We start from the raw sequence: 25,114 nt of genomic DNA on the forward strand, positions 1-25,114 counted from the left end.
CCCCACCTCCACTCACCCCCTCCCCTCCCCCCGCTGCGATACGCCCGGCGGCGGTTCTCCGCCGGTGGGGACAGGATACCTATTCGGCGATCTCTTGGGAACGGATCAGGGTTCCGGAGTGCTCGCGGGACCGATAGCCAGCGGGCGGCGAGATCAAGGTCCGGTGAAGAGTGGGCATGTGTGGGTGAGGCTCAGGGGATGAACGCGGCTGTGGTGAGGATGATTCCAATCACGATCGCAAAGCCGACCTTGAGGAGGGTGGCGACGAGGCGGCCTGTCGCCGCGCCGGCGCCCACCCTGGCGGACCCGGTCCAGGTCATGGCGCCGGCGTGACGCTCGCAGGCGATCGCGCCCAGGCCGGCGCCGACGGCACCGCCGACGATGGTGCCCACAACCGGGAACACGAAGGAGCCGGCGATGGCGCCGAGGAGGGCGCCGGCGATCGATCCGATGGCGCCGCGTCGGGTGCCGCCCGCGGCGGAGGCGCCCGCGGCGGAGGCCGCGACCTCGAGCACCTCGGCGACGAGGCCGAGGGTCGCGGCGGCGCCGATGGTCCACCAGGAATAGAGACCGCCGTCCTGCCACCACTGGCAGAGGATCGCCGCGAGCACGATGAACCAGATGCCGGGGAGCGTGAGCGTGGTCAGCGCGGCGCCCAACAGGGTCACCAGGAGCATGATGAAGCCGATGAGGATGGTCATCGAGCGGTCTTATTGGGAATGGGGCGGCGGGGCTTGCCCGGCGGGGGATTCGACCGGCGCGAGGTTCAGGCGGTGGCGGGTTCGGCGGCCTCGGCGCCGGATTCGGGGAACGCGGCGCGTTCCATCTGGAGGATCCAGTCTTCGAGGGGGGTGTAGCGGAGAAGGTCGAGCTTGACCTGCCGGCCGTCCTTGAGGTTGAGGGTCACGAAGAACTTGTGCCACTTGCGCTTGTCGAACTCCTTGATGTCGGCGGGGGCGATGGTCGGGGTGCCGGCGCCGGGGAGTGTGAGTCGGAGCGTGGCCGGATCGAAGCGGAACTTCATGGTGCCCGCCCAGAGAACGACCAGGGCGACCCATGCGGCACCGACGCCACCGATGGCGACGAAGAGCCACTGGAAGAACATGTCAAGGCCGCTGAGCGGCTTGGGAGCCCCGCGGGTGTTCCACTCGGCGGTGAGCTCGGCGAGTTGCTTCTCGGGGTCGGTGATGCGGGCGGTCGCCGAGTCGAGGGCCCAGACGCGCGAGAGGGACTCGAGCCACTGGAGCTTGGCGAGTTCCATGGCGGCGATCCGGCCGTTGCCCGTGGCGGTGTCGCGCGCGGCGGAGGTGAACTCGGCGCGGCGCTTCTGGAGGTCGGCGAGGTCGGTTACCGGGTCGGTAACGCGGGTCTGGGAGAGGCGTCCGGCGGTCTTCGCGGCGGCGAGGTATTCCTTGAGCTGGTAAGAGGCGTCCGCCTGGCCGCGGGCCGGGTAGGCGATGGTGGCGTCGTAGAGCCCCCAACTACCGAGGCCGACCAGGACGATGAAGAAGATCGCCATCTTCATCAGCCAGTGGCTGTTGAGGCGGGTGACGGTGACCGGCGGGGCCGGGTCGAGAGCGGGGTCTGGCGTCGTGTCGGGCGTATCCATGCAGGGAGAGTGTATCGGCCGCGGATGGACCTCTGCCGACAAGGGTGTGTGATTTCTATCGATCCTGTGAAGCCCGACCGACGGGGAAAAGTGCTCCCATCAGGCGATCTGGTGCATGGTCTTGTACTGCTGCAGGGACTTGTCCGAGTCGAAGTAGTGCGTGTGGCCAGCGTGCTCGATCTTGGCCACGGCGTTCTGCGGCAGGAATCGGGTCCTGGTCACCGGGTCCTCGACCATGGCCCGCTGGATGTAGTACTGGTTCTCCTGCATCGTGAGGTACGCCTTGACGCAAGAGACCAACTGGTCGTCGATCCACTTCCCGACGGCGTTGCGGTCGATCTTGTCAAGGGGCATTTCCAGTCGCGTGTGCCGCTCGTAGTCGAAGAAGATGGGCGTGATGAGCAGGTCGTAGTCGAGCACGAGCTTGGTGACATCGGGGCTCGCCGACGCGGAGATCGTGACGGTCATGTTCGCCATGTCCGTCAGGAAGGTGACCTTGCCTTCGCGCAGGCTGGGCGACATCGTCGGGGTCGCCTTGACCTTGTCGCCGAACTGCTTCAGGAACTCCTGGATGCGGGGCCGCCAGATGCCGGCGAGGTCGTCGCAGATCGAGTTGAACTGAGCGAGCCGCTTCTCGCGCGCCTCCCTCTCCTGCTGGCGGGCCTGCTCGCCGGCCTTGGCCCGCTGGGCGCTCTGGTCGAACTCCGCCTTGATCCGTTGTGCAAGCGACGATTCGGTGCCCATGGCGGCCTCCTCTTGTGGCGTGCTCATCGCGGACGTCCCGCTCGATTTCGTCTCACCCGGCGGTTGGTCGGGTCGAACGAACTCCGGCAAAGCAGCATATTCATTCGGCCGCTCCATTGCGACCTGATGCGGCGTCGACGGCGTCCGCCACGGTGGTGAATCGATCCACCACCCCGACCTCCTGCGTCCGGAGTTTGTCCCGCACAGATGCGCGGGCCTCGACGATGTGCAGGGTTGCTCCCGTTGCACGGAGTTCCTCGGCCAGCGACTTGAGCATCTCCGCGCCCGTCAGGTCGACGTGCGGTGACGCCGAGAGGTCACCCACGACCGTCCGTACTGGCGGCGAGGTCTCTCGCAGCCGCTCGACGACGGTGTCCCGCACGTGGTCGGCGTTGAAGTACACGATGCTTCCTTCGGGCCGGAAGATGATGACGCCGCTGATGGGCTCGTTGTCGGGATGCCGCTGGAGGTCGGAGAAGCGACGCGTCCCCGGGATCCGGCCGAGGAACGCCACGTGCGGACGCGAGGCGCGTCGGAGCAGGAGCAGCAGGGAGATGACCGCCCCGATCAGGACCCCGCGGAGCATGCCCGAGGCGAGCACGCCCGCGAGGGCAACGCCTGCGATCAGCAGCTCGGCCCGGTCGGTCTTCCACAGGTGGGCCAGCGCCCGCACGTTCACGAGTCCGACCACGGCCATCAGCACAATGGCGGCGAGCACCGGTTGCGGGAGTTCCCGCAGCAGCCCGGAGAAGAACACGGCAACGATGAGGATGACGATCGCCGCGACAAGCCCCGACGCCGGGGTCCGCGCGCCGGCGCTCTCGTTGACAAGCGACTGCGACATCCCGCCGCTGACCGGCAACCCACTCCCGAGGCCCGCCGCGAGGTTGGCCCCGGCGAGCGCCAGCAGTTCCTGGTTCGCGTCGAGGCGGCCGCGGTGCTTCGCGGCGAACATCCTGCCGATTGCGGCGGTTTCTACCGAGCCCAACAGGAAGCAGGCCATCGCCAGGGGGAGCAGCGCGTTCAGGTCGTCCGGGTGAACATCGGGCAGCCTGATCGCGGGCAGCCCCTGCGGCACCTCGCCGAGCATCTTCACACCGCGATCGCCGAGCCCGAGTGCGCCAGCCGCGACGATGCCGCCGACCACGACCAGGATCGCAACGGGCTTGTTCTTGAGGAGCACTTTGCCGGAGACGAGCACGGCCAGCGCCGCGATGCCGATCGTCAGCGACGCGGTGTTGGACTCTCCCAGGTGCGTGATCAGGTGGCGGGAGCATTCCCAGAAACCGCCGTGGGCGGCGGGCATGCCGAGGAGCTTGGGAAGCTGCGTGCTGGCCAGCGTCAGGGCAACGCCGGCTTTGAACCCCAGCAGCACGGATTCGGAAACAAAGCTGACCAGCGACCCCGCCCGCACGGCCCAGGCCGCCAGGGCCAGCCCGGCCACGAGCAGCGCGGTGCACGCCGCGAGCCCGGCGAACCGGGCCGAGTCGCCGCCGGCGATCTCGCCCAGCGATGTTCCCAGGAGGAGAGAAATCGCTGAGGTCACCGTGATCGCGGTGCGCCTCGAACTGCAGAGCCAGCAGAAGGCGAACCCCGAGAACATGCACGCGTACAGCCCGGCCTCGGGGGGGAGTCGGGCGAGGGAGGCGTCGCCGATCGCCGCGGGGAGCAGGTAGGCCGCCAGCGTCAGGCCCGCGACGGCATCGGCATGCAGGAGACTTATGCCGTATCCGCGCACCCACCGGGCGGGTTGCCACCGGGGTCGCCAGCCCCATCCGGCCTCATCCGCCGAGCCGGTGCGGTGGTTCACGACGCGGCGCTCCCTCCCGCGGGCAGGGGCGCGAGGTGCGGCTTGAAGGGCCGCACCACGATCTCGCCATCGCGCACGCGGAGGTACGACCCCTGGGGCGCTTCCATCCACGCATCGCGCGCGGCCCCGGCGGGCTCCGACGCCACGAGCCTGGTCGTCGGCGAGAACCGCCCGCGCAGGTCCGGGTTGGTGCGGTAGATGTTCTCGACGTCACGGCTGTAGTCGTAGAGCATGGGCACATTCCCGTCGCTCGATTGCTTCGGTCTGGAGAGCCGGTCTTCGAGCAGGAGGGCGGTCCGGTGTGCGCGAGCCGGCGGGCGCACCGGAACCGGACATTCGCTCAATACACCTCGCGGACGAACTTGCGCTTCTTGAGTGTCGCCTGGTCGTCGTAGGCGCCGGACATCTTTCGTTTTGGCAGCTTGACCTTGTCCCGCGGCAAGGCCTTGTGGGGGATCGTCTCGAGGATGTGACGGATGCAGTTGAGGCGGGCCCGCTTCTTGTCGTCGGAGCGGAGGATGTACCAGGGGGCGTGCCTGGTGTCCGTGGCATCGAGCATCATGTCGCGGGCGCGGGAGTAGTCGAACCAGTTGGAGCGGGAGGGCAGGTCCATCGGACTGAGCTTCCACTGGCGGATCGGGTCGTCGATGCGGGCCTCGAACCGTCGCTTCTGCTCCTGGTCGCTCACCTCGAGCCAGATCTTGACGAGGGTGATCCCCCCGTTCACGATGTGCTTCTCCACCGTGGGGCAGAGTTCGAGGAACCGGCGGTGCTGCTCCTTGGTGCAGAACCCCATCACGTACTCCACTCCGGCGCGGTTGTACCAGCTTCGATCGAAGATCACGATCTCTCCCGCGGCCGGGAAGTGCTGCATGTAGCGCTGCATGTGCATCTGCGACTTCTCGCGGTCCGAAGGGGCCGGGAGCGCCACGAGCCGGAAGACGCGGGGGCTCACCCGCTCGGTGATCGCCTTGATGGCTCCCCCCTTGCCCGCGGCGTCGCGCCCCTCAAAGACGATGATCACCCGCAGGCCCTTGTGCTTGACCCACTCCTGGAGCGCGCAGAGCTTCGCCTGGAGCTTGCGAAGCTCTTTCTCGTAGGCCTTGCGATCGAGTTTCCCGGAGCTGCCGTCCTTCTTGTTCTTCGGCATGGATGCCCTTCCCCGTCGCGCGGAAGCCGCGACGATTCGTCAAGAGAGAGGAGTTGCCGGCACGTGGAAGCGGTGGACAGTGCGGAGAAAAGGGCCGTGCCGCCGTGTGGCGGGACGGCCCAGAGTGATGCGAGCGTCGCCCGGGTTACTTGACGAGCTTGGCGGCGGGGATCTGCCAGGTTCCATCGAGGATGGAGGGGGGCGTCTCCTTGGGCCAATAGAGGCGGAGCATGAGGTTGAACCGGCCGGCGGGAGCGGGAAGCCAGTTGCTCTCGAGGTCCTTGCCGGGGCTCTCGTGCTGGAGGTAGAGGTCTACGGAGCCGTCGGGGTTGGTCTTGAAGCTGTTGCGCTGGCTAAGGGTGTAGCGGTTGAGGGGGTTGTCGCAGAAGAAGAACTCGGCGTCGTACATCGTGAGGGACCAGAACCCATCGACCGGCGGGAGCTTTCCCTTCTCGAAGTGGATGGTGTACTTGTGGTCGCCGCTGTAGGGCTTGCCGTCGAGCTGGGTCTCGGACGTCGGGTAGACCGCGTCCTGCGGGCGGTTGGCGCCAAGGCCGAAGTAGGTCACCGCGGCCCGCTGCAGGTAGTCGGTGCCGTAGACGCCGGTCTTGGTCGTGAAGATCCAGCCGTTCTCGTTGCGGCCGGCGACCTTGAACTGGTCCATGATCTTCTCAACGCCCAGCTTGGGAACGGTCTGCAGGGCTTTGCCGGGGCCGGCGCCGAGCGATCGGCTGTCGAAGGGCATGCCGGGGACGATGCCGAGGCGCGCCATCTTGGCGACGATCGGCGCATCGGCCGGCGACGGGGGGTTGTCCTTCATCAGCTGGGCAAGGAGGGAGAAGTAGGCGTCGGCGCTGAGCGCGTTGACCTGATCGCGAACGGGCGTCTTCATGTCGATCGAAGGATCGACCTTGCCCGCGGGCGGCGTGTAGGTCTGGCCGTAGGCGCTGAGGGGGACCAGCGTGCAGGCGTCCTGCATCGCGTGAACGGCCTTGTAGTCCTCGGGAGTGCCGGTGCAGTAGATGCGGCCGAGGATCCAGACCATGTTGGTGGGCGACTTGTACTGGGTGACGCCCTCGGGGAGCGAGCCGGTGTAGGTGGGCGAGGTGATGGCGTACTTCTGGGCCTTGGTGCCGGTGGTGCGCTTGCCGGGAACCTGGAAGACGTCGGTCCAGCCGTCGAGCATCGGGAAGAGGTAATAACGGTCGTGGGCGTCGGGGATGCTCAGGATCCACGGCTCCTTGGCGACATCAACCCACCCGGTGGTGTACAGCGTGTCGGCGTTGGGGGCCGTGACATCGCGGAACTTCGCCGTGGGATACTCGCGCATGCGGACGAGGTGGCCCATCGGGGCGCGGGTACCGACGGGTTCGGCGACGTTGGTCATGACGCGACGGGTCATCTCCATCGTGACGAGCGGGTAGCCGTAGACATACGCCTGAAGGCCGAGGTCAACGGCCTCCTTTTCGCTTATCGGGGACGACGCGGAGACCGGGGCATCGGTTTTCGCAGGAGTCTGGGCCGGGGAAAGGCCGGCGAACATGGCGCCGGCGGCAAGAGCGATGGAAAAAGCAATGGTGGGCTTCATTGGATCCCTTTCAAAAAGCGGACGTGTGCCGTGAGTTCGCGCAGCGATTATCGTATGAGCGGTTGACGCGTGGCCCGGTGAAGAAGGCACTATCGCCTGAAACCACCGAACCGTCCGCCGCCGAAACCGCCACCACCTCCGAAGCCGCCCCAGCGGCCGCCACCGCCGCTGAAGCCGCCCCAGCTATGGCCACCGCCACCCCAGCCGCCGCCACCTCCGCCCCAGGAATGCGAACCCCACGAGTTGCCGCTGTTGCGGGCCCAGGAGTCGCTGTTGAGGCTGTTCTGGGTGTCGTGCGAGCCCCAGCCGCCGCCGGAGGACGAGCGTTGCTGCGCCGAGTTCTGCCAGTTGTTCTTCCAGTTGCTGGAGTCCCATCCGCCCGAGTCGCCGAAACTCGAACTCGAGGGGCGGTTCCACGAGTTGGTGCCGGTGGTCGAGCGGTTCTGCCACGCGCTGGATGCGGAGGAGGCCGTGGGCTTCTGGACGTTCTGCCAACTGCCGTTCTGGGCGGTCTGCCAGCCGCCGTCGCTGGTCTTGCGGTAGACGTTGCCATCGTGGCTGGCGTAAAGGTCGCCGTTGCTGGTGGAGACGGCGGCGTTGCCGTGGGTGCCGCGGATTCCCTGGGCGGACTCACCGGCGGAGTTGGAGGCCCACCCCTGCGTGACGCCGCCGGGGCCGGTGGTGTGGCTGGCGGTGGCCCACTGGTTGCCGCGGGTGACCGTGGAACTGCCCCAGGACTGGACGCCGTTGGTGGCGGAGGCGTGGGAGGCGAAGGTGTTGGTGTAGGGGTTGTACGCCTGGCGAACCGTTCCGGCGCCGTTGGGGCCGTAGGCATACCCGGCGCGGGAGTAGGTTCCGGTGGAGGGGTTGTACGCGGCGCCCCATCCGGCGCCGCCGTGGGGACCGTAGTAGGCTCCGCTGCGGGTGTAGGTGCCGTAGGCGGGGTGGTAGATGGCGCCGCAGCCATAGGAGTAGTAGCACGGGTTGTAGTGGTACCAGCAGCAGTTGTTGTTGCTGGCGATGAGAGCGCCGGTGAGCATTCCGGCGCCGAACATAAGCGCGCCGGTCGCGGCGACGTACTGGCCGCTGTAGCCGGCGGTGTAGCCGACGACCACGGTGGAGGGTGTGGAGGAGTAGACCTGGACGTACGTGCAGTTGTAGACGGGGCAGCTGGGCGGGATGGTGTAGATGACGTGCGGCACAGCGGTGCAGACGGCCCACGGCCCGGTGGCGACAGGGGAGACGAACCAGATCCCCTGGTAGCAGCAGTAGTACTGGCCGCTGGCGAAGATGACCTGGTAACTGGTGTTGACGGCGTAGGTCATCGAAGTGCCTTCGATGGCGACGAACTTCGGGGCGCCCTGGTAGGTGACATCGACCTTGGCGTTGGCGATGGTGACCGTCGACTTGTGGGGGACGGTGGCGAGGATGACGGCCTCGCGGGCCTCCTGAGTGCCTGGGACCGAAGCGAGGACGAAGCCCATCGGGCTGTCGGGCGGGATGAGTGAGAAGTCGGAGGGGAGGTCGGCGGAGGCGGCGGCCCACGGACCCCAGAGGCCCGAGGCGCGGAACCAGCGACCCGCCGCGAGGTAGTAGTAGGTGCTCGTCGCGAGGTCGAAGAAGACCGGCTGGTCGGGGTTGCTGACGTACATCAGGCCTGTGCCGGGGATGGAGGAGTAGTCGGGGGTACCGTCGGTGACGATGATCTCGGCGGGCTCGGTGCTGGTGAAGACGGTGGGGACGGTGGTCGCGGCGACGCCGGGGACGTTCTTGCGCATCTCGTCCCAGGCCTCGCCGGGGGGGAGGTTCCAGAAGTCGCGGGGGAGGTTCGCGGGGTCCGCGGCGGTCCAGGGGCCCTTGATGGCGTCGGGAGCGGTGAGCCAGGAGTGGCCGTTGAGCAGGTAGCAGGTGCTGGTGGTGTTGTCCATGACCACGAGCCAGTTGGTGTTGACTGCGAACATCAGCTTGGTGCCGGAGATGGGCTGGAACTGCGGCGGGCCGATGAAGTTGACGAGGATGGCGGGGGTCTCGCTGTAGTAGATGGTGGGCGGGGCAAGGTTGACCGCGACGGTCTTGGGCTTGACCTTGCCGTGCATGTAGGCGAGGACTCGCTTCAGGGAGATGGCGATGAAGTTCTGGGTGGTGAGGGCCTCGGTGACCATCGCCTTGAGGGCGGGCACGCTGGATTCGGGGACACCGGAGAAGTTGATCGCGGGATCGAAGTTGGTCATGAAGACGGTGTCGGTGTCGTGGTCGACCATGGTGTCCGCCTTGACGGCCATGACGCCGTAACTGGACTGGTCGGCGTCCTTGGGAGTGACGACGACGGCGGAGAGGAAGTTGATGGTCGCGTAGTCCTTCCAGGAATCGACCTGCGGCTGGTACATGACGACGGTGTTGCCGTCGTGGGAGAAGGTGCGGGGGCGCGGGGGGGGGGGGGGGGGGGGGGGGGGGGGGGGGGGGGGTGCCGGCGCGGCCGCGGGCTGCTGCGAAGCGGGGGCCTCGGTCCAGGCGCCATCCTGGGCCAGGGCGGCCTGGCCGCGGCAGATGGCGAGGGCGGTGCAGAGAAGGATCGCGAAGGAACCGGTCAACGTGCGCTTCACGGATTGCTCCTTGGTCAATCGGAATGTCCCCGCCGCCCACGGCGCCTCCACCTCACCTTGCGCTCACGGCATGTCCGGTCGAGACGCCTCCACGGCACGGTGGGTGTCGCTCATGACCTGAGTCTAGCCGGTCGAAGACGCGGGTTGAGGAAGCAGCGTGACGGTTTACAGCGGTCGCTCTTCCCTCGTGCGGCTGTGTACGCCGCCCTGCAACAAGGCTACCGACGCAGCACGCTGCGGCGCGCAAGAAAAACTGCTGCCACGATCACACGCTCTAATCCCCCGTCGTCTGCGGTAGGGGGAAGGAACCGGGAGTCGCCGCATGATCCATCTTGCGTGTTGTGCCCTTGGCACGTTGCTAGTCGTCGCTTCGGCGGCGCCGGCGCAGTTTCGATCGCTGGGAACGTTCGGACCGGACCTGTCGTCGTTCGTACGGGGGATGTCGGCCGATGGGTCGACCCTGGTGGGATTCGGCATGGATCAGGTCTCGCCGACCGGCGGCACGACGCAACGGGCCGCGGTCTGGAACGTGGCTGGAATTGCCCGGATCCCCGACATGAGTGGGTTCTCGAGCGCCGGCGGGTACGGGGCGTCCAGCGGCGGCGCGGTCATCGCCGGGTACGGGCAATATGGAACGAGGCTCCGCGCGTTCCGGAGCGAGGAGGGTCGGGCGGACCTGTTGCCGTTGCTGAACGGGACAAGCGATTCGTACGCACAGGGCATCACGCCAGACGGCTCACGCATCATCGGTTCGTGCGATGAGACGCCCTGCATGTGGAGCGCCGGCGGGGTGACGCCAATCGCGCTCCCTGCGGGTCAGACGGCCGGGAGGGCGATGGACATCTCGGGCGATGGCGCCCGGATCGCCGCGCAGTACCGCTACGCGCCCGGGAGGTACGGCTTGTACGTGTTGTCGGAACTCGGGACCGAGGTCGTTCCGCTGCCGGCCGGGTTCGACCGCTCGCCCAGCGTGTCCATCTCACTCGACGGCACCACGGTTGTGGGAGGGATGTGCTCGACCGATACGCACCAGTTCTTTGCGTTTCGGTGGAGCGACTCCGCCGGGTTTGAGCAGCTCCCCACCATCGGGGTGCTCGGCGCCGTCGGGGCGTGTTCGGCTGATGGGTCGACCGTTGTCGGAACGGACGGAGCCGCTGTGATGTGGCGAGACGGCGTGAGGATCGACCTCAATACGTACCTGGCGTCGCTGGGGATGGACCTGACGGGCTGGACACTCTCCAGCGCATCGGAGATTTCGGCCGACGGCCTCACGATCGGCGGAACCGGCTACCACCAATACTCGGGCGGCACGCGGTCCGAGGGGTGGGTGGCGACGATTCCAGCGCCGGGCGCGGTGCTTTTGCTCGGGCTGTGTGCGATCGATCGCGTGGGCGGCCGGTCGCGCCGGCGCGAAGCGACTCTCATGTGATCGGATCACCCGTTAGACTGCCGGGGTGGGTCGGACAGGTGCACAGACCGAGTCGTCGTCGGGCCCGTCCGAGCGCGGCGAGATGATGCGCACGCTGGCGCTGTCGGTGCTGATCGGGGCGGGCACCGGCATCATCGGGACGCTGTTCCACAGGAGCGTGGATGCGTGCGAGAGCCTCCGGGGGTGGCTGCTCGATCGGCTGCACGCGGGCGAGGGGGCGGCCTGGGTCGGTGGATTCGGCTGGGCCGTGCTGCCGGCGATCGGGCTTGCCGCGGGGTGTGGGATCGGGTTGATGGTGACGCGGCTGGCGCCGGATTCGGGTGGAAGCGGGATCCCGGCGATCAAGGAGATCCTGGCGGGGACCCGGCGGGTGATGTCACGGCTGATGATCCCGGTGAAGTTCATCGGGGGGGCGGTCGGGATCGGGCTCGGACTGTCGGCCGGGCGGGAGGGGCCGACGATCCAGATGGGGGCCGGGCTGGCGCACGTCCTGGGCGGACGTCTGGCCGATGACGCTGTGGTGCGGCGAACCCTGCTGGCCGGTGGGGCGGGGGCTGGGCTGACGGCGGCGTTCGGGGCGCCGCTGGCGGGGTTCATCTTCGTGGTGGAAGAGCTGCGGGTGCCGCTGCGTCGGGGTGTGTTTGTCGGGGTGCTGGCGGCGACGATTGCCTCGGGTGCGGCCTGCCGCGCAATGGGTGGGTCGGTGTACTTCGAGACGCCAGAGGTCGCGGCGATTCCGCTGTCGGCGTGGCCGGCGGTGGTGCTGGTGGGGATCGCCGCGGGGCTTGTGGGCGTGGCGTACTCGGGGACGGTCCTGGCGGGCGTGCGGCTGGCGAGACAATCGCGGCTGGCGCCGGCGTGGATGCTGCCGGGGCTCGCCGCGGGAGTGATGGGGCTGGTGGCGTGGTATTCGCCGGCGCTGGTGGGCGACGGGCACGGGTTTACGCAGTCGCTGCTGCAGCCCGGCGGTGTGGGGCGGGCGGCGTGGGTGCTGCTGGTGATGCTGGCGGCGCGGCTGGTCTTGACGGCGATGACCTATTCCTCCGGGACGCCGGGAGGGCTCTTCGCGCCGATCCTGGCCTTGGGGGCGATGCTGGGACAGGGAGTGTGGGTGCTCGCGGACTCGTCGGGGGCTGGGGGGGTGTGGGGGTTTGCGGGGGCCGATGGACGCTCGCTGGCGATGGTGGCGATGGCGGCGATCTTCGCCGGTTCGATCAGGAGCACGATCACGGGGGTGGTGCTGATGGTGGAGATGACGGGGTGCTGGGCGCTGATCCCGGCGATGAGCGCGGCGTCGCTGTCAGCGCACGTGGTGGCGATGCTGCTGCGGAGCGAGCCGGTGTACGACTCGTTGATGGAGATGGACCTTGCCGCGGATCGCGCGGCGGGCGGGGCCCGGGCGTAGCGCGGGCGGCCTTACCTACTCTGCCTGCGGGCGAGTGGAGCCATGCATGAGCCGTCCGTATCCGCTGATGTTCGAGCCGATGTACTTCGAGAAGGTCTGGGGCGGCCGGGCGCTGGGGAGGCTGGGCAAGTCGATCCCGGCGGGGAAGGCGATCGGCGAGTCGTGGGAGGTGGCGGATCTCTCGGTGACGAGCGCTTCGGGGGCGGGCGGCGGGTCGGCGAGGTCGGTGATCGCGAACGGGCCGATGAAGGGAGCGACGCTGCATGACGCGCTCGAGGTGTGGGAGGACGGGCTGCTCGGGCGGACCCCGGCGACGAGGGAGGGGAACTTCCCGCTGCTGGTGAAGTTCCTCGACGCGAGGGAGAACCTGTCGGTGCAGGTGCACCCGTCGGCGGCGTATGCGGAGAGCAACAGCGGGGCGTTTCTCAAGACCGAGTCGTGGTACATCCTCGACGCGGAGCCGGGGGCGGTGATCTACAAGGGCGTGAAGCGCGGGGTGACACGGGAGGTGTACGCGCGGCACATCGCGGACGGATCGGTGGTAGACGACATGGTCGCCATCCCGGCGGTGGTCGGAGAGTGCCACAACCTGCCGAGCGGGACGGTGCATGCGCTGGGGGCGGGGGTGCTGGTCGCGGAGGTGCAGACACCGAGCGACACGACGTTCCGGGTGTTCGACTGGGGAAGAAAGGGGCGGGAGTTGCACGTCGACGAGGCGCTCGCGTGCATCGATTTCGGGCCCGCGCCGGCGGCGACGAGGTATTCGCCCGGAGAGGGCTTCTCGCGGCTGGTGACGACGGAGTACTTCACGATCGATGAGGCCCGGCCCGCCGAGGGGAGCGGGCTGGGGGCAGGTGAGGAAGGGGTGTGCAGCGTGCTGACGGTGCTCGCGGGGTCGTGCGACCTGGTCAGCCGGGGCGGCGGGTTTGAGGCGATCACCGCCGTGGCGGGGATGACGCTCATGATTCCGGCGGGGATCGCAGGGACCGCGGAGGTGGTCAGCCGCGGGAAAGGGACGACGCTGTTGCGGGCGTCGCTGGTGTGAGCGACGGACGTAATGTTGCCGTGATGACGGGACCGGGCGACATCGTTCTGGCGATCGAGGCGAGCAACCCGTCGGTGGGTTCGGGGGTGGCGGTCGGACGACGGGGGGAGGCGGGGGCGGTGGAGGTGCTGGGGGTTGAGGTTGTTCGGAGTGAGAGCCGCGAGGAAGACGACCTGATGCCCGCGGTGGATCGGGTCTGCCGCGGGGCCGGGGTGGGTGCGAGGGAGATCAGGCTGGTGGCGGTAAGCGTGGGGCCGGGGGGGTACACGGCGGTGCGGGTGGCGACGGCGGCGGGGAAGATGATCGCCGAGGGCGTGGGGGCGAGATGTGTCGCGGTGCCGACGGCGATGGTGGCCGCGCTTGGGGCTGGGGCGGAGTGGAATCCGGATCGCGGCGTGGCGGTGATGCTGGCGAGCAAGGGGCCGGGAGGGACTGGGGGTGAGGCGAGCGCGTGGGTGGCGGTGCTGAAGGGAACGATGGAGGGGTGGATCGATGCGAGCGTCAACGGGAGGATCGTGAACGCGGCCGGGGCGGGTGCGCTGGGGGGCGAGGCCGGGCTGGTGATCGCTGATCGCTTTCTGTCCGAGCCGCTGCGGGCGGCGATTGCGGGCGTGGGGCTGCGGGTGGTGGAGCCGCGGCTGGATGCGGAGGTGTGCCTGCGGGTGGCGTGTGCGGGCGTGCTGCCGGAGATCGACCCGGTCGCGCTCGTGCCGTTGTATCCGCGAGAGCCGGATGCCGTGACATTGTGGCGGGCGAAGAAGGGGAAGGGTTAGCGGCGCGGGTTGCGGCCGGGGTTGGAACGCGACGGGGCCTTTGGCGGGAAGGGCCCGGGGCGCGGCGGGAACGTGGGGCCGTTGGTCGGTTCGGGCGCTGGGTCGGCGGCGGGGGCGTGCGCGGGCGGCGGTGCGGGCTCGGAGGACGGCGCGTGGGGCTCGGCCGCGGGGGCCGGTGCTGGGGCGGCGTCGTGGTGCGCGGGGCGGGCGAAGATGAGCCGGCCGGCGGAGGTCTGGAGGCTGGAGGTGACCTCGACCTGGACATCGTCGCCGATCAGGTCGGCCGCGCCTTCGACGACGATCATCGTGCCGTCATCGAGGTAGCCGATGCCCTGCCCGGGCTGCTCGCCGGGCTTGACGAGATGAACAGTGAGAGCCTCTCCGGGGATGAGGGCGGGCTTGAGGGCGTTGGCGACATCGTTGAGGTTCAGCGTGGTGACGCCCTGGATGCGAGCGACGCGGGCGAGGCCGGTGTCAGTGGTGATGATGGTGCCGGGGATGCGGCGGGCGAGTTCGATGAGCATCTGGTCGACGGATTTTCCGGCGATGGGGGTCTCGTCGATCGTGAGATCGAGAGGGGTGCGCTGCAGTTTGGTGACAACATCGAGGCCGCGCCGGCCCTTGGTTCGCCGCAGGCGATCGGATGAATCGGCGAGGAGTTGGAGTTCGGAGACGACAAAGTGCGGGATGACCACCGGGGCCTGGAGGAGGCCCGTGCCGCCGAGGTCGACGATGCGGGCGTCGATGAGGACGGAGGTATCGAGCACCAGGGGCTTGGGGCCGCGGACCTGCTTGGCGAACTCGACGTAGGGGATGACTAGGCGGAAGTCGTCCTGGGTCTGGAGGACGGTGACGACCCCGAGGTAGATCAGGCAGATGGCGATGAGGAGTTTGACGGTCTGGATGAGCCAGGGGGCCTGGATGTCGTAGAGGAAGACGAGCTGATCGATCAGGTAGCCCATCGCGACGGCACCGAGCATTCCGGCGAGCAGGCCGAGGAAGATCGACAGGAGCGTCGAGATCTTCTTGTTGGGCGTGAAGATGTCGATGAGCATCACGACCGCGGCGAGGAAGAGCGAGACGGTGAGGACGAGGGGCCACGCGTTCTGGCGTTCGATGGCGGCGCGCTGGTCCGAGATCGGGGTGAGCGGGACGATGGAGAGGAAGGCGACTGAGACGAAAATGGCAACGAAGACAAGGCGGAATGCGCGGAGCATGGCCGCGCGTTGCCGCTGGGCGGCCTCGATGGGGTACAGACCGGGGCTTTGGTCGGGGCTGCTCACGACGAAAGTGTACCGGGAGGGCGGGGCGGGGTACGATCGCTGCGTCGCGGCGGGCCCGTCGCGACGGTAGACGGCCGGGCCCGGTGCACGGGTGTGGACGTGAACCTGGTCAGGGCTTGACCGCAGCAGCCATAAGCGCTCCGTGCCCGGTGCTGCCGGTGTCCTGGCCGTCTACCGTCGCGACCGCCGGCGGCGCGGGGAGTCGGCAGGGCGGGCACGCACTCATCGAGTAACGCGGGCGGGGGTCGGGCTGGCGGCGGGCGGGGACTGGGTCGAGGCGGTCTCCGGCGAGCCCAACACCGGCCGGTATTTCTCGCGGTACTTCTTCTCGAGTTCGGTCTGCTTGTTGGTGAGGTCGATGTCGCGTCCGGCGATGAAGGCCCGCTTCACGTTCGTGGCGACCTCGAGGATGTCTCCGTCGGCAAGGAAGAGGGTCGCTTCCTTTCCCTTGGCGAGGGTGCCGAGGCGGTCCGAGACGCCGAGGATCTCGGCCGCGCTTCGGGTGATGGCCTTCAGGGCGGCCTGGCTAGAGAGGGCGCCGCCGCTGTAGGCGACGGCAATGGCCGCGGCGTAGGGGAGGTTGCGCTCGTGGGCCGTGTCGTCGCCCCCGGCGAGGGACCAGAGGATGCCGGCCTGTTCGAGCCGGGCGGGGAGGGTGAAAGCGTCGTCGTAGGGGCTGTCGTCTCGCTTGGGGAAGCGGAAGGTGCCCGTGACGATGACGGGGACGGCGTGGCGTTTGAGTAGTTCGGCGCACATCGGGGCGTCGCGGCCGCCGATGATGACGCACTTGAGCGAGTTTCGCGCGGCGAAGGCGACCGCGGCGACGATCTGGTCGTAGTCGTTCGCCTCGATATAGACCCGCTTCTGGGCGGGGCCCGCTGCGGGGAGGGCAGGGAGCATGGCGTCCCAGCGGATATCGACGGGGAGCGAGGAGTCCGCCGCGCGGGCGACGCCGTAGGCGCGGGCCTGGGAGAAGGCCGAGTCGATCGCATCGACGTTTCGGCGGATGTCCTTGGCCTGGTCGTCGTCGGACTTGTCCATCCATGGAGCTCGGACCGACCGCATGTAGGGCCATGCGACGACGACGCCGATGTCCTTCTCCACGGTCATGTCCTCGGGGGTCCACCCCTCGAGTCGGATGACGCCGGCGCGGCCGGGGATGACGCCGCCGGTGGGAAAGACGCCGGCGGCGAGGACGCCGTTGGATCGGGTGACTGGGAGAAGGGTGGAGTCCGGATTCACCGAGAGAACGGCGCAGGCCTCGGGGGAGACCGAGCCGGCCTCGGAGAGATCGTTGGAGGCTCGCACCGACTGGATCTCGGTGAGGCCGAGCTGGGTGTACGGGCTGACCAGGCCGGGGAACGCGTGCAGGCCGGAGGCGTCGATGACGCGGACGTTCGCCGCGAACCGCGGCTCGCCCTCGCCAACGTCGGCGATGACGCCGCGGTCGAAGAGGATCCAGCCATTACCGGCGTTGCCAACGATGGGACCGTCGCCTGGGTGAACGACGGCGTTGATGATGGCGATGGGCTCGGCCTGGGGCGGGGCTCGCCGGGTGAGGTCCTGGGCGTGCGCGGACGCGGCGACGAAGAGGGCAACGAGTCCGGCGAGGAAGTGTCGGGGGTGGTTCACCGGAGGGCTCCTTCGCTGGTCATGAGTTCACCGCAATCGCCGCAGCGGGCGGATTCGGGGTCGATGCCGCGCCGGAGCATGTCGAGGTAGAGCTCGCGGCGCTGATCCTGGGAGCGGCGGAGCATCTCCATAAGGAGCGGGGAACGGCCGGATCGGGCGGCGACATCGCTCGGAACCGGGGCGTCGGCCGGTGCGGCGTCGGGTTTGTCCTTGGAGTCGGGCTTGTCGGCGGCGGGCTTTTTCTTCTTCGGCGCCTGGGCGAGGGCTTTCTGGACGAGGCGCTGCCGTTCGGCGGCGTCCCGCTCGCGGAGCCTGCGGTCGAGTGAGAGCGAGAAGAGCTCGCGGCCATCGACCCAGGTGGCTTCGCAGCGCGACAACGACGAGAGCGGGTTGCCGGACCAGATGGCCAGGTCGGCGTCCTTGCCGGGCTCCAGGGAGCCGACACGGTCGTCGATCATGAGCTGTTTCGCGGGGTTGATCGTGATGAAGGCGAGGGCCTGCTCGGGGCTGAGGCGGCCGTACTTGATGGCCTTGGCGGCTTCAACATTGAGCCGGCGAGCGAGTTCATCGGAATCGGAGTTGTACGAGACGATGACGCCGGCGTCGTGCATGATCGGGCCGGCGGCGGGGATCGCGTCCTGCACCTCGACTTTGTACGCCCACCAGTCGGCGAAGAGCGAGGCGCCGATCGCGGACTCGCGGACCGCGTCGGCGACCTTGTAGCCCTCGAGGTTGTGCTGGTAGGTGCCGAGGCGGAAGCCGAACTCGGCGGCGAGCCGGGCGAGCATGAGGATCTCGTCCTGGCGGTAAGAGTGGCAGTGCACCAGGCGCCGGCCCTGGAGGATCTCGGCAAGGGCCTCGAGTTCCAGATCGCGGTGGAACGCGGCCGCGCCGTTCGCGGCGGCGGCCTGCCGGGCGTACTCGCGGGCGACGGTGAATCGGTCGCGGATAATCGCCTCGACGCCCATTCGCGACTTGGGGTAGCGGGTGGTGGCGCGATCCGAGTTGGACTGCTTGACGTTCTCACCGAGGGCGAACTTGATGCCGGGGGTAGCCCCCTCGAAGTGCATCTGATCCGGGGAGGAGACGCCCCAGCGGATCTTGTTCACGCAGTTCTGCCCGCCGATCGGGTTGGCGGAGCCGTGGAGGTTGTTGACGGTGGTAACGCCGCCGGCGAGCTGGCGGTACCAGTTGATCGAATCGGGGTTCGTGATGTCTTGGACGCGGACCTCGGCGGTGACCGCCTGTCCGGCCTCGTTGGTGCCGCCGGAGAGACCGGTGTGGGAGTGGCAGTCGATGATGCCGGGTGTGATGTGACGCCCGGCAAGGTCGATCCGCTCGGGGTCGGATGTGAGCCGCACGGTGGAGAGGAATCGCTGAAGGCCGGCGTCGTCGCCGACGTAGAGGATCTTGCCGCCTGAGATCAGCACCGCGCCGTTGGGGATGATGCCAAGTGAGCCGGACGTCCAGATGGTCGCGTTGGTAAAGAGCACCATCCGCTGCGGCGACGGCTGATCGAGGCCGCAGGCGCCGAAGGGGAGGACCAGGGCATCGGGAACGGTGGATGCCGGGGTATCGTCGTCTTCGGTCTTGTCAGCGTCGGGCTTGTTGCCGCTTGCGTCGGCGGCCGGTGCGGGCTGAGGGACGGCCGACCAGGTGAAGGGCTCGCCGTCGGCACGGAGGCCTTCGCCGCGGATCGAGGGGTTTGAATCGGCTTGACGCTCCAGCAGGCCAGTGATCGTGAAGACACCGGGCGCTCCGAAGGGCTCGTGGTCGAAGACGAAACTGATGCGGCCTTCGCCGCCGGCGTCGTCGTCGGTCTTGACGTCGCGTGCCTTGACCTTGACGTCCTTCTCGCCGTCGACGGACTTGACCAGTTCGAGCGAGCCGTCCTTGTCGATGTTCCAGGCGATGCGACCGGGCGTCTTGGGGCCGGGCTCGAGGATGACCGCCCAGGATCCCTCGAAGGGCGAGGGCCTTGGGGTGATCTCGTGCCGGCGGCCGTCGATCCAGACCTCGTGGAGCTTGGTCTTCTTGTCAAAGAGCGGCCCGTCGGCGACGACGAGATTCGCGGCCTTGCCGGGTTCGATGGTGCCCATGCGTGAGTCCACGCCGAGAAGGCGAGCGGGCGTGGTCGTGAGCATCGCGAGGGCGTCGTCCTCGGTCAGGCCATCCCTAATGGCTGTGCGGAGATTCTCGGGGAACTTGCCGCGTCCGCCTCGCTTGTCGGGGACCTTGCTGGTCGTCAGGGCGATCGGGAGCCCCGCGGCGGCGAGCCGGCGAGGGTTGGTCGGCGCCTGCTCCCAGGTCATGAGGTCGCGGAGCGAGACCTCATCGGCGGCGCCAATGGAGGAGACCTTGGGGGCTTCGGGGTACAGCAGGGGCAAGATGATGGCGGGATTGGCCTCGGTGATCGCGGCGAGGCGGCGGAACTCGGTGCCGGAGCCAGCGATGATCAGCGGACGGTTGAACTCGGAGGCCACCTTGGCGGCGCGGAGGACCTGGAGTTCGTTGTCGACATCGAAGAGCAGGGGCGGCGCAGCATCGCCGGGGGCGATGGCAAGGAGACAGGAGGGCGCCTGGTCTCCCGCGGCGGTCCGATCGGTGGGTGAGATGGCGGCGAACCAGTCCGCGTCGATAAGCGTCTGACGGAGGAGGGCGATGGCGCCCATCTCGGAATCTGGGTAGCCGGTCCAGCGCGCGACGTCCCGCTCGCCAGAGCCGCGGGTGGTGTCGAACGAAACGGCCTGGAAGACGCGGTCGCGGTAGACGGGCGGCCGGGCCAGGCTTGGATCGGCGGCGGGCTCGGCCAGAGAGACGACGGCGCCACAGCCGCGGATGTTGCCGTCCTTGGGGGAGATGGCGGCGGCGGTGAAGCCGATGTCGCGGAGTTGCTTGGCGGTCTTGGCGTCCAGTCCGGCGCCGTCGAGCGCTGACCGCTGGGGGGTCACGCGCGGGCTCCAGTGGAGACCGGGTGAGCGGGGATCGGGCGGCGGCGCATCGACCTCGACGAAGGCGTCGATCAGGCCGGCGTAGATGTGGGTGCCCGTGGCGTCTCGCGCGGCGGCACCGGCAGGAGCGCCCGGGGCCGCTTCATCCGGCCCGGCGCGGAGCACGTCGGTAATGACGCCGTCGCGGAAGACGACGGTGGCGTGTTCGATGGCCTCACCGGGGCGGGGGTGGACGGTGGCATTGACCAGAGCGGTCCACCCGGGCTGGATCTGGCGCGGTCCGTTGGCAGGTGGAAGCAACTGCGTGCCGGGCTGCAGGCCGAGGCACGCAACGCTGGCCGCGAGCAGGGCGGCGCCTGGGAAGGAAAATGGCATAGCACAGGGTACGTATTTCCAGGCTCGGATGATGCCGGAATGGGGAAGGCGGGCTAGGAGAGGGGGAAGGCCGCGATCTCGCGGTGTTCGGCCCCCGAGGGGAGCAGGACACTGCGCATCAGGCGAATCCGGTCGATGGCGAACGGGGGCTCAACGAGGGGGTGGTCGAGCGAAGAACGAACCGGGCGCTCGCCGACCGGGTGATTGAACCGGCACAGGGTCAGGTGAGGGAGGAAACGGTCGGCCGGTCGCGGGCGGGGATTCCGGAGGAGCCGCGAGGTCAGGCGGGTGACCAGTTCAAGGAGCGGCGGCGGGGCGTCGGTCTCGACGGCGGCCAGCCGGTGCGGCTGCCCTTGGGGGAGGGTGATGAGCCTGCGCGGGGCGAGAGAAAACGGTGGGAGCCCGGAGCAGGATCGTTCGACGGACTCCGTGACACCAGCGACATGTCGCTTGCTGACGCTGCCGAGAAAGGCGAGCGTGAGGTGAACCTGCTCGGGCGGGGTGCGGCGGTGGGCCGGGAGCGAGGCGGCGATTGTCGGAGCGGCGAGGGCGGCGAGGAGCGATCGGGCCGCCTCGGGGGGCGGATAGACGGCGACAAAGAGACGTAGAGAATCAGAGCCGGGCATCGGTCACCTCGCCGACCGAGAGGGGCGGGGGCTTGTGGGTCCGGTTAGACTGCAGGGGAAACGCAGGGAGCCGCGCCATGATCACACGCATCATTGTTGCCTATGACGGGTCGGAACCGTCGCGAGCGGCGTTCACCTCCGCACTGGGGCTGGCGCAGGGGCTGGGGACGAGGATGCTGGCGGTGCACCTGATCGAGCCGACAATCGGCGCGATGCTCGCCGCGTGCCCGGATGTGGGGCTTGACCCGATGATCCCGGCGATGCCGCTGCCACCGATGATTATGGTGACCGAGGAGAGCGACATCCGGGAGGCGCAGGCTCAGATGGAGCCGCTGGCCAAGGCGGCCGCGGCGGCGGGGGTTGCATTCGAGTCGAAGGTCGAGCAGGGGACGGTGGAGGATTGGCTGCTGCGAACGGCGACCGTGAGCGACCTGATGGTGGTCGGGATGAAGGGACGATTCGCGCGAAGCGGGGTGGGCTCGACGACGCGGGCGCTGGTGACCAACGCCTCGTGCCCGGTGATGGTGCACCGGGGTGAGGGTGCGACGCCAAAGCGGTTGCTTGGGGTGTTCGACGGGACACCACGCGCGGAATCAGCGGTGGGGCTGACGAGGTCTCTGGCGGCGAAGACCGGGTGGCCGACGACGATCCTGGCCGCAGCGCGCGGGAAGGCTTCGCTCGAGGAGAACGTGGCCAGGGCGACGGCCTTGGCGGGCACGCTTCCGGTTGAAGGGCTTCCGGGGGGGTCCGATGCGGGTTCGCCGGGTTCGGCGGTGCACGAATCGGCGGCGATTCAGGAGGCGGTCAGCGCGAAGGGGGGCGGGTACCTGGTGGCGGGGGCGTACGCGAACTCGGTCTTCCGCGACCTGTTTCTGCGCAACCCGACGAGCGAACTGCTCTCGGCGCAGGCCGCGGGCGGTCCCGTGATCCTGGTGCACGCGGACGTTGTGACCGCGTCAGCGTGAGGGCGTTGGGGCGGACTGAAGTTGGGACAGGGCGAGGGCGAGGACCTCGTCGACGTGCAGCCGCTCCATCAGGGCGCGGCCGACGGCTTCGTTCTTGTGATCGAGCCGGTCGGCGGGTGTAACGTGCTGAATAACGGCGTCGGCACGGCGGTAGGGCCCGACAAGGTCCGCACGCGTGGGGCCGAAAAGGCCGACCAGTGGGCGGTCGAATCCAACGGCCATGTGCAGTGCCGCGGAGTCGTTGGCGATAACGAGCGCGGAACGCTCGATGAGCGCCATGAGGCCGCCGACCGATGTGGCGCCGATCCGGTCGACGAGGCGCCGGTCGTTGGCCGCCAGATCGAGGAGCGGGCCGCACTGGTCACGCTCGGACGAGGAGCCCACAAGGACCACGGCGTCGATCCCCCCGCCGGGGTGGTCGAGGAGCGCGGAGGAAACTCGGGCGAAGCGCTCGGCGGGCCAGCGCTTGCCTGGCCAGCGGGAAGTCGGGGCAAGAAGGGCGAAGCGGGCGTTGGCGAGACGGGGATCGGCCGCGAGCGCATCGCGATCGGCGGGCGGCGCATGGAGCCGCAGGTCGGGGATGATCCGGGCGCCCGCCGCGTCCGCGAGGGCGAGCATGCGGTCGACCGCATGGTGATCGCGCGGGGCGCTGACGCGCTGGGTGTAGGCGAGCCAGGCGCCCTCGGGGGCCTCGGCGTATCCCAGACGCCTTGGGGCGCCGGTGGCCCATGCGAAGGCGCCGCTGCGGGCGAGGCCCTGGCAGTCGAGGACGAGGTCGTACCGGGCGCGGCGCAGGTTGCGAAGCCACGCGGCGAGTTCGACGCCGGGGCGGCCCCGCCACCAGTCGCCGAATCGGCGGCGGGGGAAGGGAATGACGGACGAGAGATCGGGATGGGCGGCGATGGCGGGGGCGAAGGTGTCCTGGACGAGCCAATCGATCGCCGCGTCGGGGAATGCCCGGCGGAGGCTGACCAGGACGGGGACCGACCGGCAGACGTCGCCCAGGGCGCTGGGTCGGATGATCAGGATCTTGCCCGGCGAATCGGCGGCGGTGCTCATCGGCGATGGGCATGATAGGGGAACCGTCAATTCGTCCGGCCCGGGGCGCATGAAATTGCGCGGATGGATTCCCCACACAGGCTTCTGTCTGTACCATCGTACAGGTTGCTTTCGTGAGTGACTGAGACCGAACGGGGCGGCGGGGGATTCTGGTGGGAGCCCTCGAATGCCGCGGATCCAAGTTCGTTGCTGTCGTGTCGAGTCGCCCGCGGCGAGAATCCTCGCGGCGTGTGCGTGCGCCGTTTCGCTGACCGGCGTGAGCCTGGCGCAGCAGCCCGAGGCAAAGCCCGCCGCGGCGGGCGATGACGGGCGGGCTCCGGTGTTCGTGCTGGAGCGCGCGGCACTCGGCAAGTTTGTCGTGGACCCGCGGGACGCCGGGCTGGCACGGGCGATGGGGATGCTGCCGGCCCGCCTGCGGGAGTTGCCGCGGGAACTGCCGGACTTTGATGCACCGCCATCGGTGATCGACATGCTCATTACGGCGGCAGAGTCGCCGGCGCGGATCGCGGTGACCTTCGATGGGGAGGACGCCTCGGGCGGGATGTTCGGCGGCGGGGTGGTGATGAGCCTCCTGACCGGCGAGCAGGCTCCGGCGGTGTCGATCCAGGGGACGATCACGGCGCTGTTGAAGGAGGCGAGGTCCTCGATCCGTGGCAAGAAGAGCGCCACCTACAGCGACATGCTCGAGGCGGGCGTGCCGGTGGTCGGGATGCTGCGATACGGGCCGCGGAAGGCGGCAGACGGATGGCGCTACGAGATACACGCCGGGACGCACGCGGAGCCGGATTCGCCGTTCTCGTCGCTGCCGGCCCCGGCGCGGCCGGGATTCGAGCCGGTGCTGCGGATGCACGTGAGCCTGGCGCCACTGGTGCCGCTGGTGGAGATGGGGCGCGAGGCCGCCGCGGGGAATCCGGAGGCGGAGCACCAGCTCGATCGCCTCGCGGGCATGGGGCTGATCGGCGAGAATGCGATGTCCTACGACTACCAGTTCGGCTACCTGCCGGACCGGGGGTACGCGATCTCGACGACGCACGGGTTCAAGCCCTACGCGGCCACGATGATGGTGGGAACGGTTCCGCTGACGCCCGCTGAGATCGATGTGATCCCGGCGGATGCGTATGTCGCGGGGGTGTATTCGGTAGACCTGAGTTCCTCCGTGGCCGAGTCCCAGCGCTTGCGTGACGAATCGCCCGCGCTCCAGCAGGCGCTGGCGGAGTTCAAGGGCCGCACGGGGGTCGACCCGATCACGGACCTGCTGGGCAACCTCGGCGGGACCGCGGGCTACTACATGGCTGACTCCACCGGCGGTGAGGGGCTGCTGTCGGCCGTGGCGTTCGTCGGGCTCAAGGACCGTGCGGCGTTTGACTCGGCCCTGTTGAAGGTCGAGTCCGCGGCCAACGCGGAACTGGCGCGTCCGACCAAGGGGTATGTCCGGATCCGCAGTTGGAAGGAATCCGAGGCTCGGTTCTCGACGATCTCGTTCCCGGGCGTTCCGGTTCCACTCGAGATCACGTACACGACGACGCCGAAGTACCTGGTGTTCGCGCTGTCGCCGCAGGCGGCGCTCGCCGCCGCGCGGCAGGCCATGGGGCAGGGCGACGGCGGGCTCGGATCGAACCCGGCGTTCGCGGGCTCGCTGCCCAAGGACAGGCCGTTGGTCGCGGTGTCGTTCGTCGACACGCCGCGGACCATGCTCAGCGGGTACCAGTTCGTGTGCCTTGGCGGCTCGATGCTGTCGAACCTTGTCCGGTCGCCGTCGGACCCTTCGCGCGACCCAGGAATGGTGGTGCCGCTCCTGTCGGAGCTGCGGAAGAACGCCCGCCCGAGCGTGTCGTTCTCCTATTTCGACGGGGACAACTTTGTGAAGGAGTGCTACTCGGATCGCTCGCTGCTCGCCGGCGCGGCCGGCTCGCTGGGGGCCGCGTCACCGCTGATACCCGTGATCGCGGCGACCGCGGCGGGGATGGGCTTTGCCGCCCAGCGGGAGATGAACCGCTACGACGAGATCGACATCGAAATGGACGAGGATGACGCGGTCGAGATGAACGGCGGCGGCCGGTAGCGCCC

Annotated in this window: 19 protein-coding genes and 1 other RNA gene; 7 read left to right on the top strand and 13 right to left on the bottom strand. The window is 68.9% G+C overall.

The window, feature by feature from the left end; translation table 11 throughout:
• Positions 1-191 precede the first annotated feature (191 nt).
• The 8 genes from KF745_07160 to KF745_07195 form a co-directional block, all read right to left on the bottom strand.
• Positions 192-701: a DUF456 domain-containing protein gene (locus tag KF745_07160; GenBank protein ID MBX3358190.1), complete on the bottom strand. Its 510-nt coding sequence runs from the start codon at positions 699-701 to the stop codon at positions 192-194.
• A 65-nt stretch (positions 702-766) separates the two neighbouring features.
• Positions 767-1,609 (bottom strand): hypothetical protein, encoded by an 843-nt coding sequence (locus tag KF745_07165; protein MBX3358191.1) that lies wholly within the window; start codon positions 1,607-1,609, stop codon positions 767-769.
• Between the two features lie 99 nt (positions 1,610-1,708).
• Entirely contained in the window at positions 1,709-2,380 is a 672-nt protein-coding gene (locus KF745_07170; protein ID MBX3358192.1) for a hypothetical protein, read from the bottom strand.
• Positions 2,381-2,453: 73 nt separating this feature from the next.
• Positions 2,454-4,163, bottom strand: a complete 1,710-nt coding sequence (locus tag KF745_07175) for an STAS domain-containing protein (GenBank protein ID MBX3358193.1) — start codon at positions 4,161-4,163, stop codon at positions 2,454-2,456.
• Positions 4,160-4,396 (bottom strand): hypothetical protein, encoded by a 237-nt coding sequence (locus KF745_07180; protein ID MBX3358194.1) that lies wholly within the window; start codon positions 4,394-4,396, stop codon positions 4,160-4,162. Before KF745_07180 ends, KF745_07175 begins: the two co-directional genes overlap by 4 nt.
• 107 nt (positions 4,397-4,503) lie before the next feature.
• Positions 4,504-5,313: a polyphosphate kinase 2 gene (gene ppk2, locus KF745_07185; protein MBX3358195.1), complete on the bottom strand. Its 810-nt coding sequence runs from the start codon at positions 5,311-5,313 to the stop codon at positions 4,504-4,506.
• A gap of 145 nt (positions 5,314-5,458) precedes the next feature.
• The gene (locus KF745_07190; protein ID MBX3358196.1) at positions 5,459-6,901 is read right to left on the bottom strand and encodes a DUF1254 domain-containing protein; all 1,443 of its coding nucleotides are present in this window, start codon (positions 6,899-6,901) and stop codon (positions 5,459-5,461) included.
• A gap of 89 nt (positions 6,902-6,990) precedes the next feature.
• Entirely contained in the window at positions 6,991-9,504 is a 2,514-nt protein-coding gene (locus KF745_07195; GenBank protein MBX3358197.1) for a hypothetical protein, read from the bottom strand.
• A 322-nt stretch (positions 9,505-9,826) separates the two neighbouring features.
• Between KF745_07195 and KF745_07200 the strand changes: the two genes are divergently transcribed.
• Genes KF745_07200 through KF745_07215 form a run of 4 tightly spaced genes read left to right on the top strand, consistent with a single transcriptional unit; the run spans position 9,827 to position 14,156 of the window.
• A complete protein-coding gene (locus KF745_07200; protein ID MBX3358198.1) occupies positions 9,827-10,933 on the top strand; it encodes a hypothetical protein in 1,107 nt (368 codons plus the stop codon).
• A 25-nt stretch (positions 10,934-10,958) separates the two neighbouring features.
• Positions 10,959-12,338, top strand: coding sequence for a chloride channel protein (locus KF745_07205; protein ID MBX3358199.1), 1,380 nt, complete (start codon positions 10,959-10,961; stop codon positions 12,336-12,338).
• A gap of 46 nt (positions 12,339-12,384) precedes the next feature.
• Positions 12,385-13,383: a class I mannose-6-phosphate isomerase gene (locus KF745_07210; protein ID MBX3358200.1), complete on the top strand. Its 999-nt coding sequence runs from the start codon at positions 12,385-12,387 to the stop codon at positions 13,381-13,383.
• Between the two features lie 20 nt (positions 13,384-13,403).
• Positions 13,404-14,156: a hypothetical protein gene (locus tag KF745_07215; protein MBX3358201.1), complete on the top strand. Its 753-nt coding sequence runs from the start codon at positions 13,404-13,406 to the stop codon at positions 14,154-14,156.
• On the opposite strand, the gene KF745_07220 is transcribed toward KF745_07215, so the two are convergent.
• The gene (locus KF745_07220) at positions 14,153-15,439 is read right to left on the bottom strand and encodes a TRAM domain-containing protein (protein MBX3358202.1); all 1,287 of its coding nucleotides are present in this window, start codon (positions 15,437-15,439) and stop codon (positions 14,153-14,155) included. The two genes, KF745_07215 and KF745_07220, sit on opposite strands and share 4 nt — an antisense overlap.
• 72 nt (positions 15,440-15,511) lie before the next feature.
• Here KF745_07220 and ffs point away from each other — a divergent pair.
• Positions 15,512-15,611, top strand: an RNA gene (gene ffs, locus KF745_07225) — signal recognition particle sRNA small type.
• 50 nt (positions 15,612-15,661) lie between these two features.
• Here ffs and KF745_07230 read toward each other — a convergent pair.
• From KF745_07230 to thpR, 3 genes are read right to left on the bottom strand one after another with little or no spacing between them, the layout of a single operon-like run.
• On the bottom strand, positions 15,662-17,071 hold the full coding sequence (locus tag KF745_07230; GenBank protein MBX3358203.1) for an amidohydrolase family protein: 1,410 nt from the start codon (positions 17,069-17,071) through the stop codon (positions 15,662-15,664).
• A complete protein-coding gene (locus tag KF745_07235; GenBank protein MBX3358204.1) occupies positions 17,068-20,397 on the bottom strand; it encodes an amidohydrolase family protein in 3,330 nt (1,109 codons plus the stop codon). Before KF745_07235 ends, KF745_07230 begins: the two co-directional genes overlap by 4 nt.
• Positions 20,398-20,450: 53 nt before the next feature.
• On the bottom strand, positions 20,451-21,023 hold the full coding sequence (thpR, locus tag KF745_07240; GenBank protein MBX3358205.1) for an RNA 2',3'-cyclic phosphodiesterase: 573 nt from the start codon (positions 21,021-21,023) through the stop codon (positions 20,451-20,453).
• Between the two features lie 77 nt (positions 21,024-21,100).
• On the opposite strand from thpR, the gene KF745_07245 reads away from it, so the two are divergent.
• Positions 21,101-21,988, top strand: a complete 888-nt coding sequence (locus KF745_07245; GenBank protein ID MBX3358206.1) for a universal stress protein — start codon at positions 21,101-21,103, stop codon at positions 21,986-21,988.
• Here the strand turns inward: KF745_07245 and KF745_07250 are convergent.
• Positions 21,980-23,047, bottom strand: a complete 1,068-nt coding sequence (locus KF745_07250) for a glycosyltransferase family 9 protein (protein MBX3358207.1) — start codon at positions 23,045-23,047, stop codon at positions 21,980-21,982. The two genes, KF745_07245 and KF745_07250, sit on opposite strands and share 9 nt — an antisense overlap.
• Positions 23,048-23,213: 166 nt before the next feature.
• Between KF745_07250 and KF745_07255 the strand changes: the two genes are divergently transcribed.
• Positions 23,214-25,109, top strand: a complete 1,896-nt coding sequence (locus KF745_07255) for a hypothetical protein (protein ID MBX3358208.1) — start codon at positions 23,214-23,216, stop codon at positions 25,107-25,109.
• Positions 25,110-25,114: the final 5 nt, after the last annotated feature.

It is taken from the genome of Phycisphaeraceae bacterium (assembly GCA_019636655.1).
GTDB lineage: Bacteria > Planctomycetota > Phycisphaerae > Phycisphaerales > UBA1924 > JAHBXB01.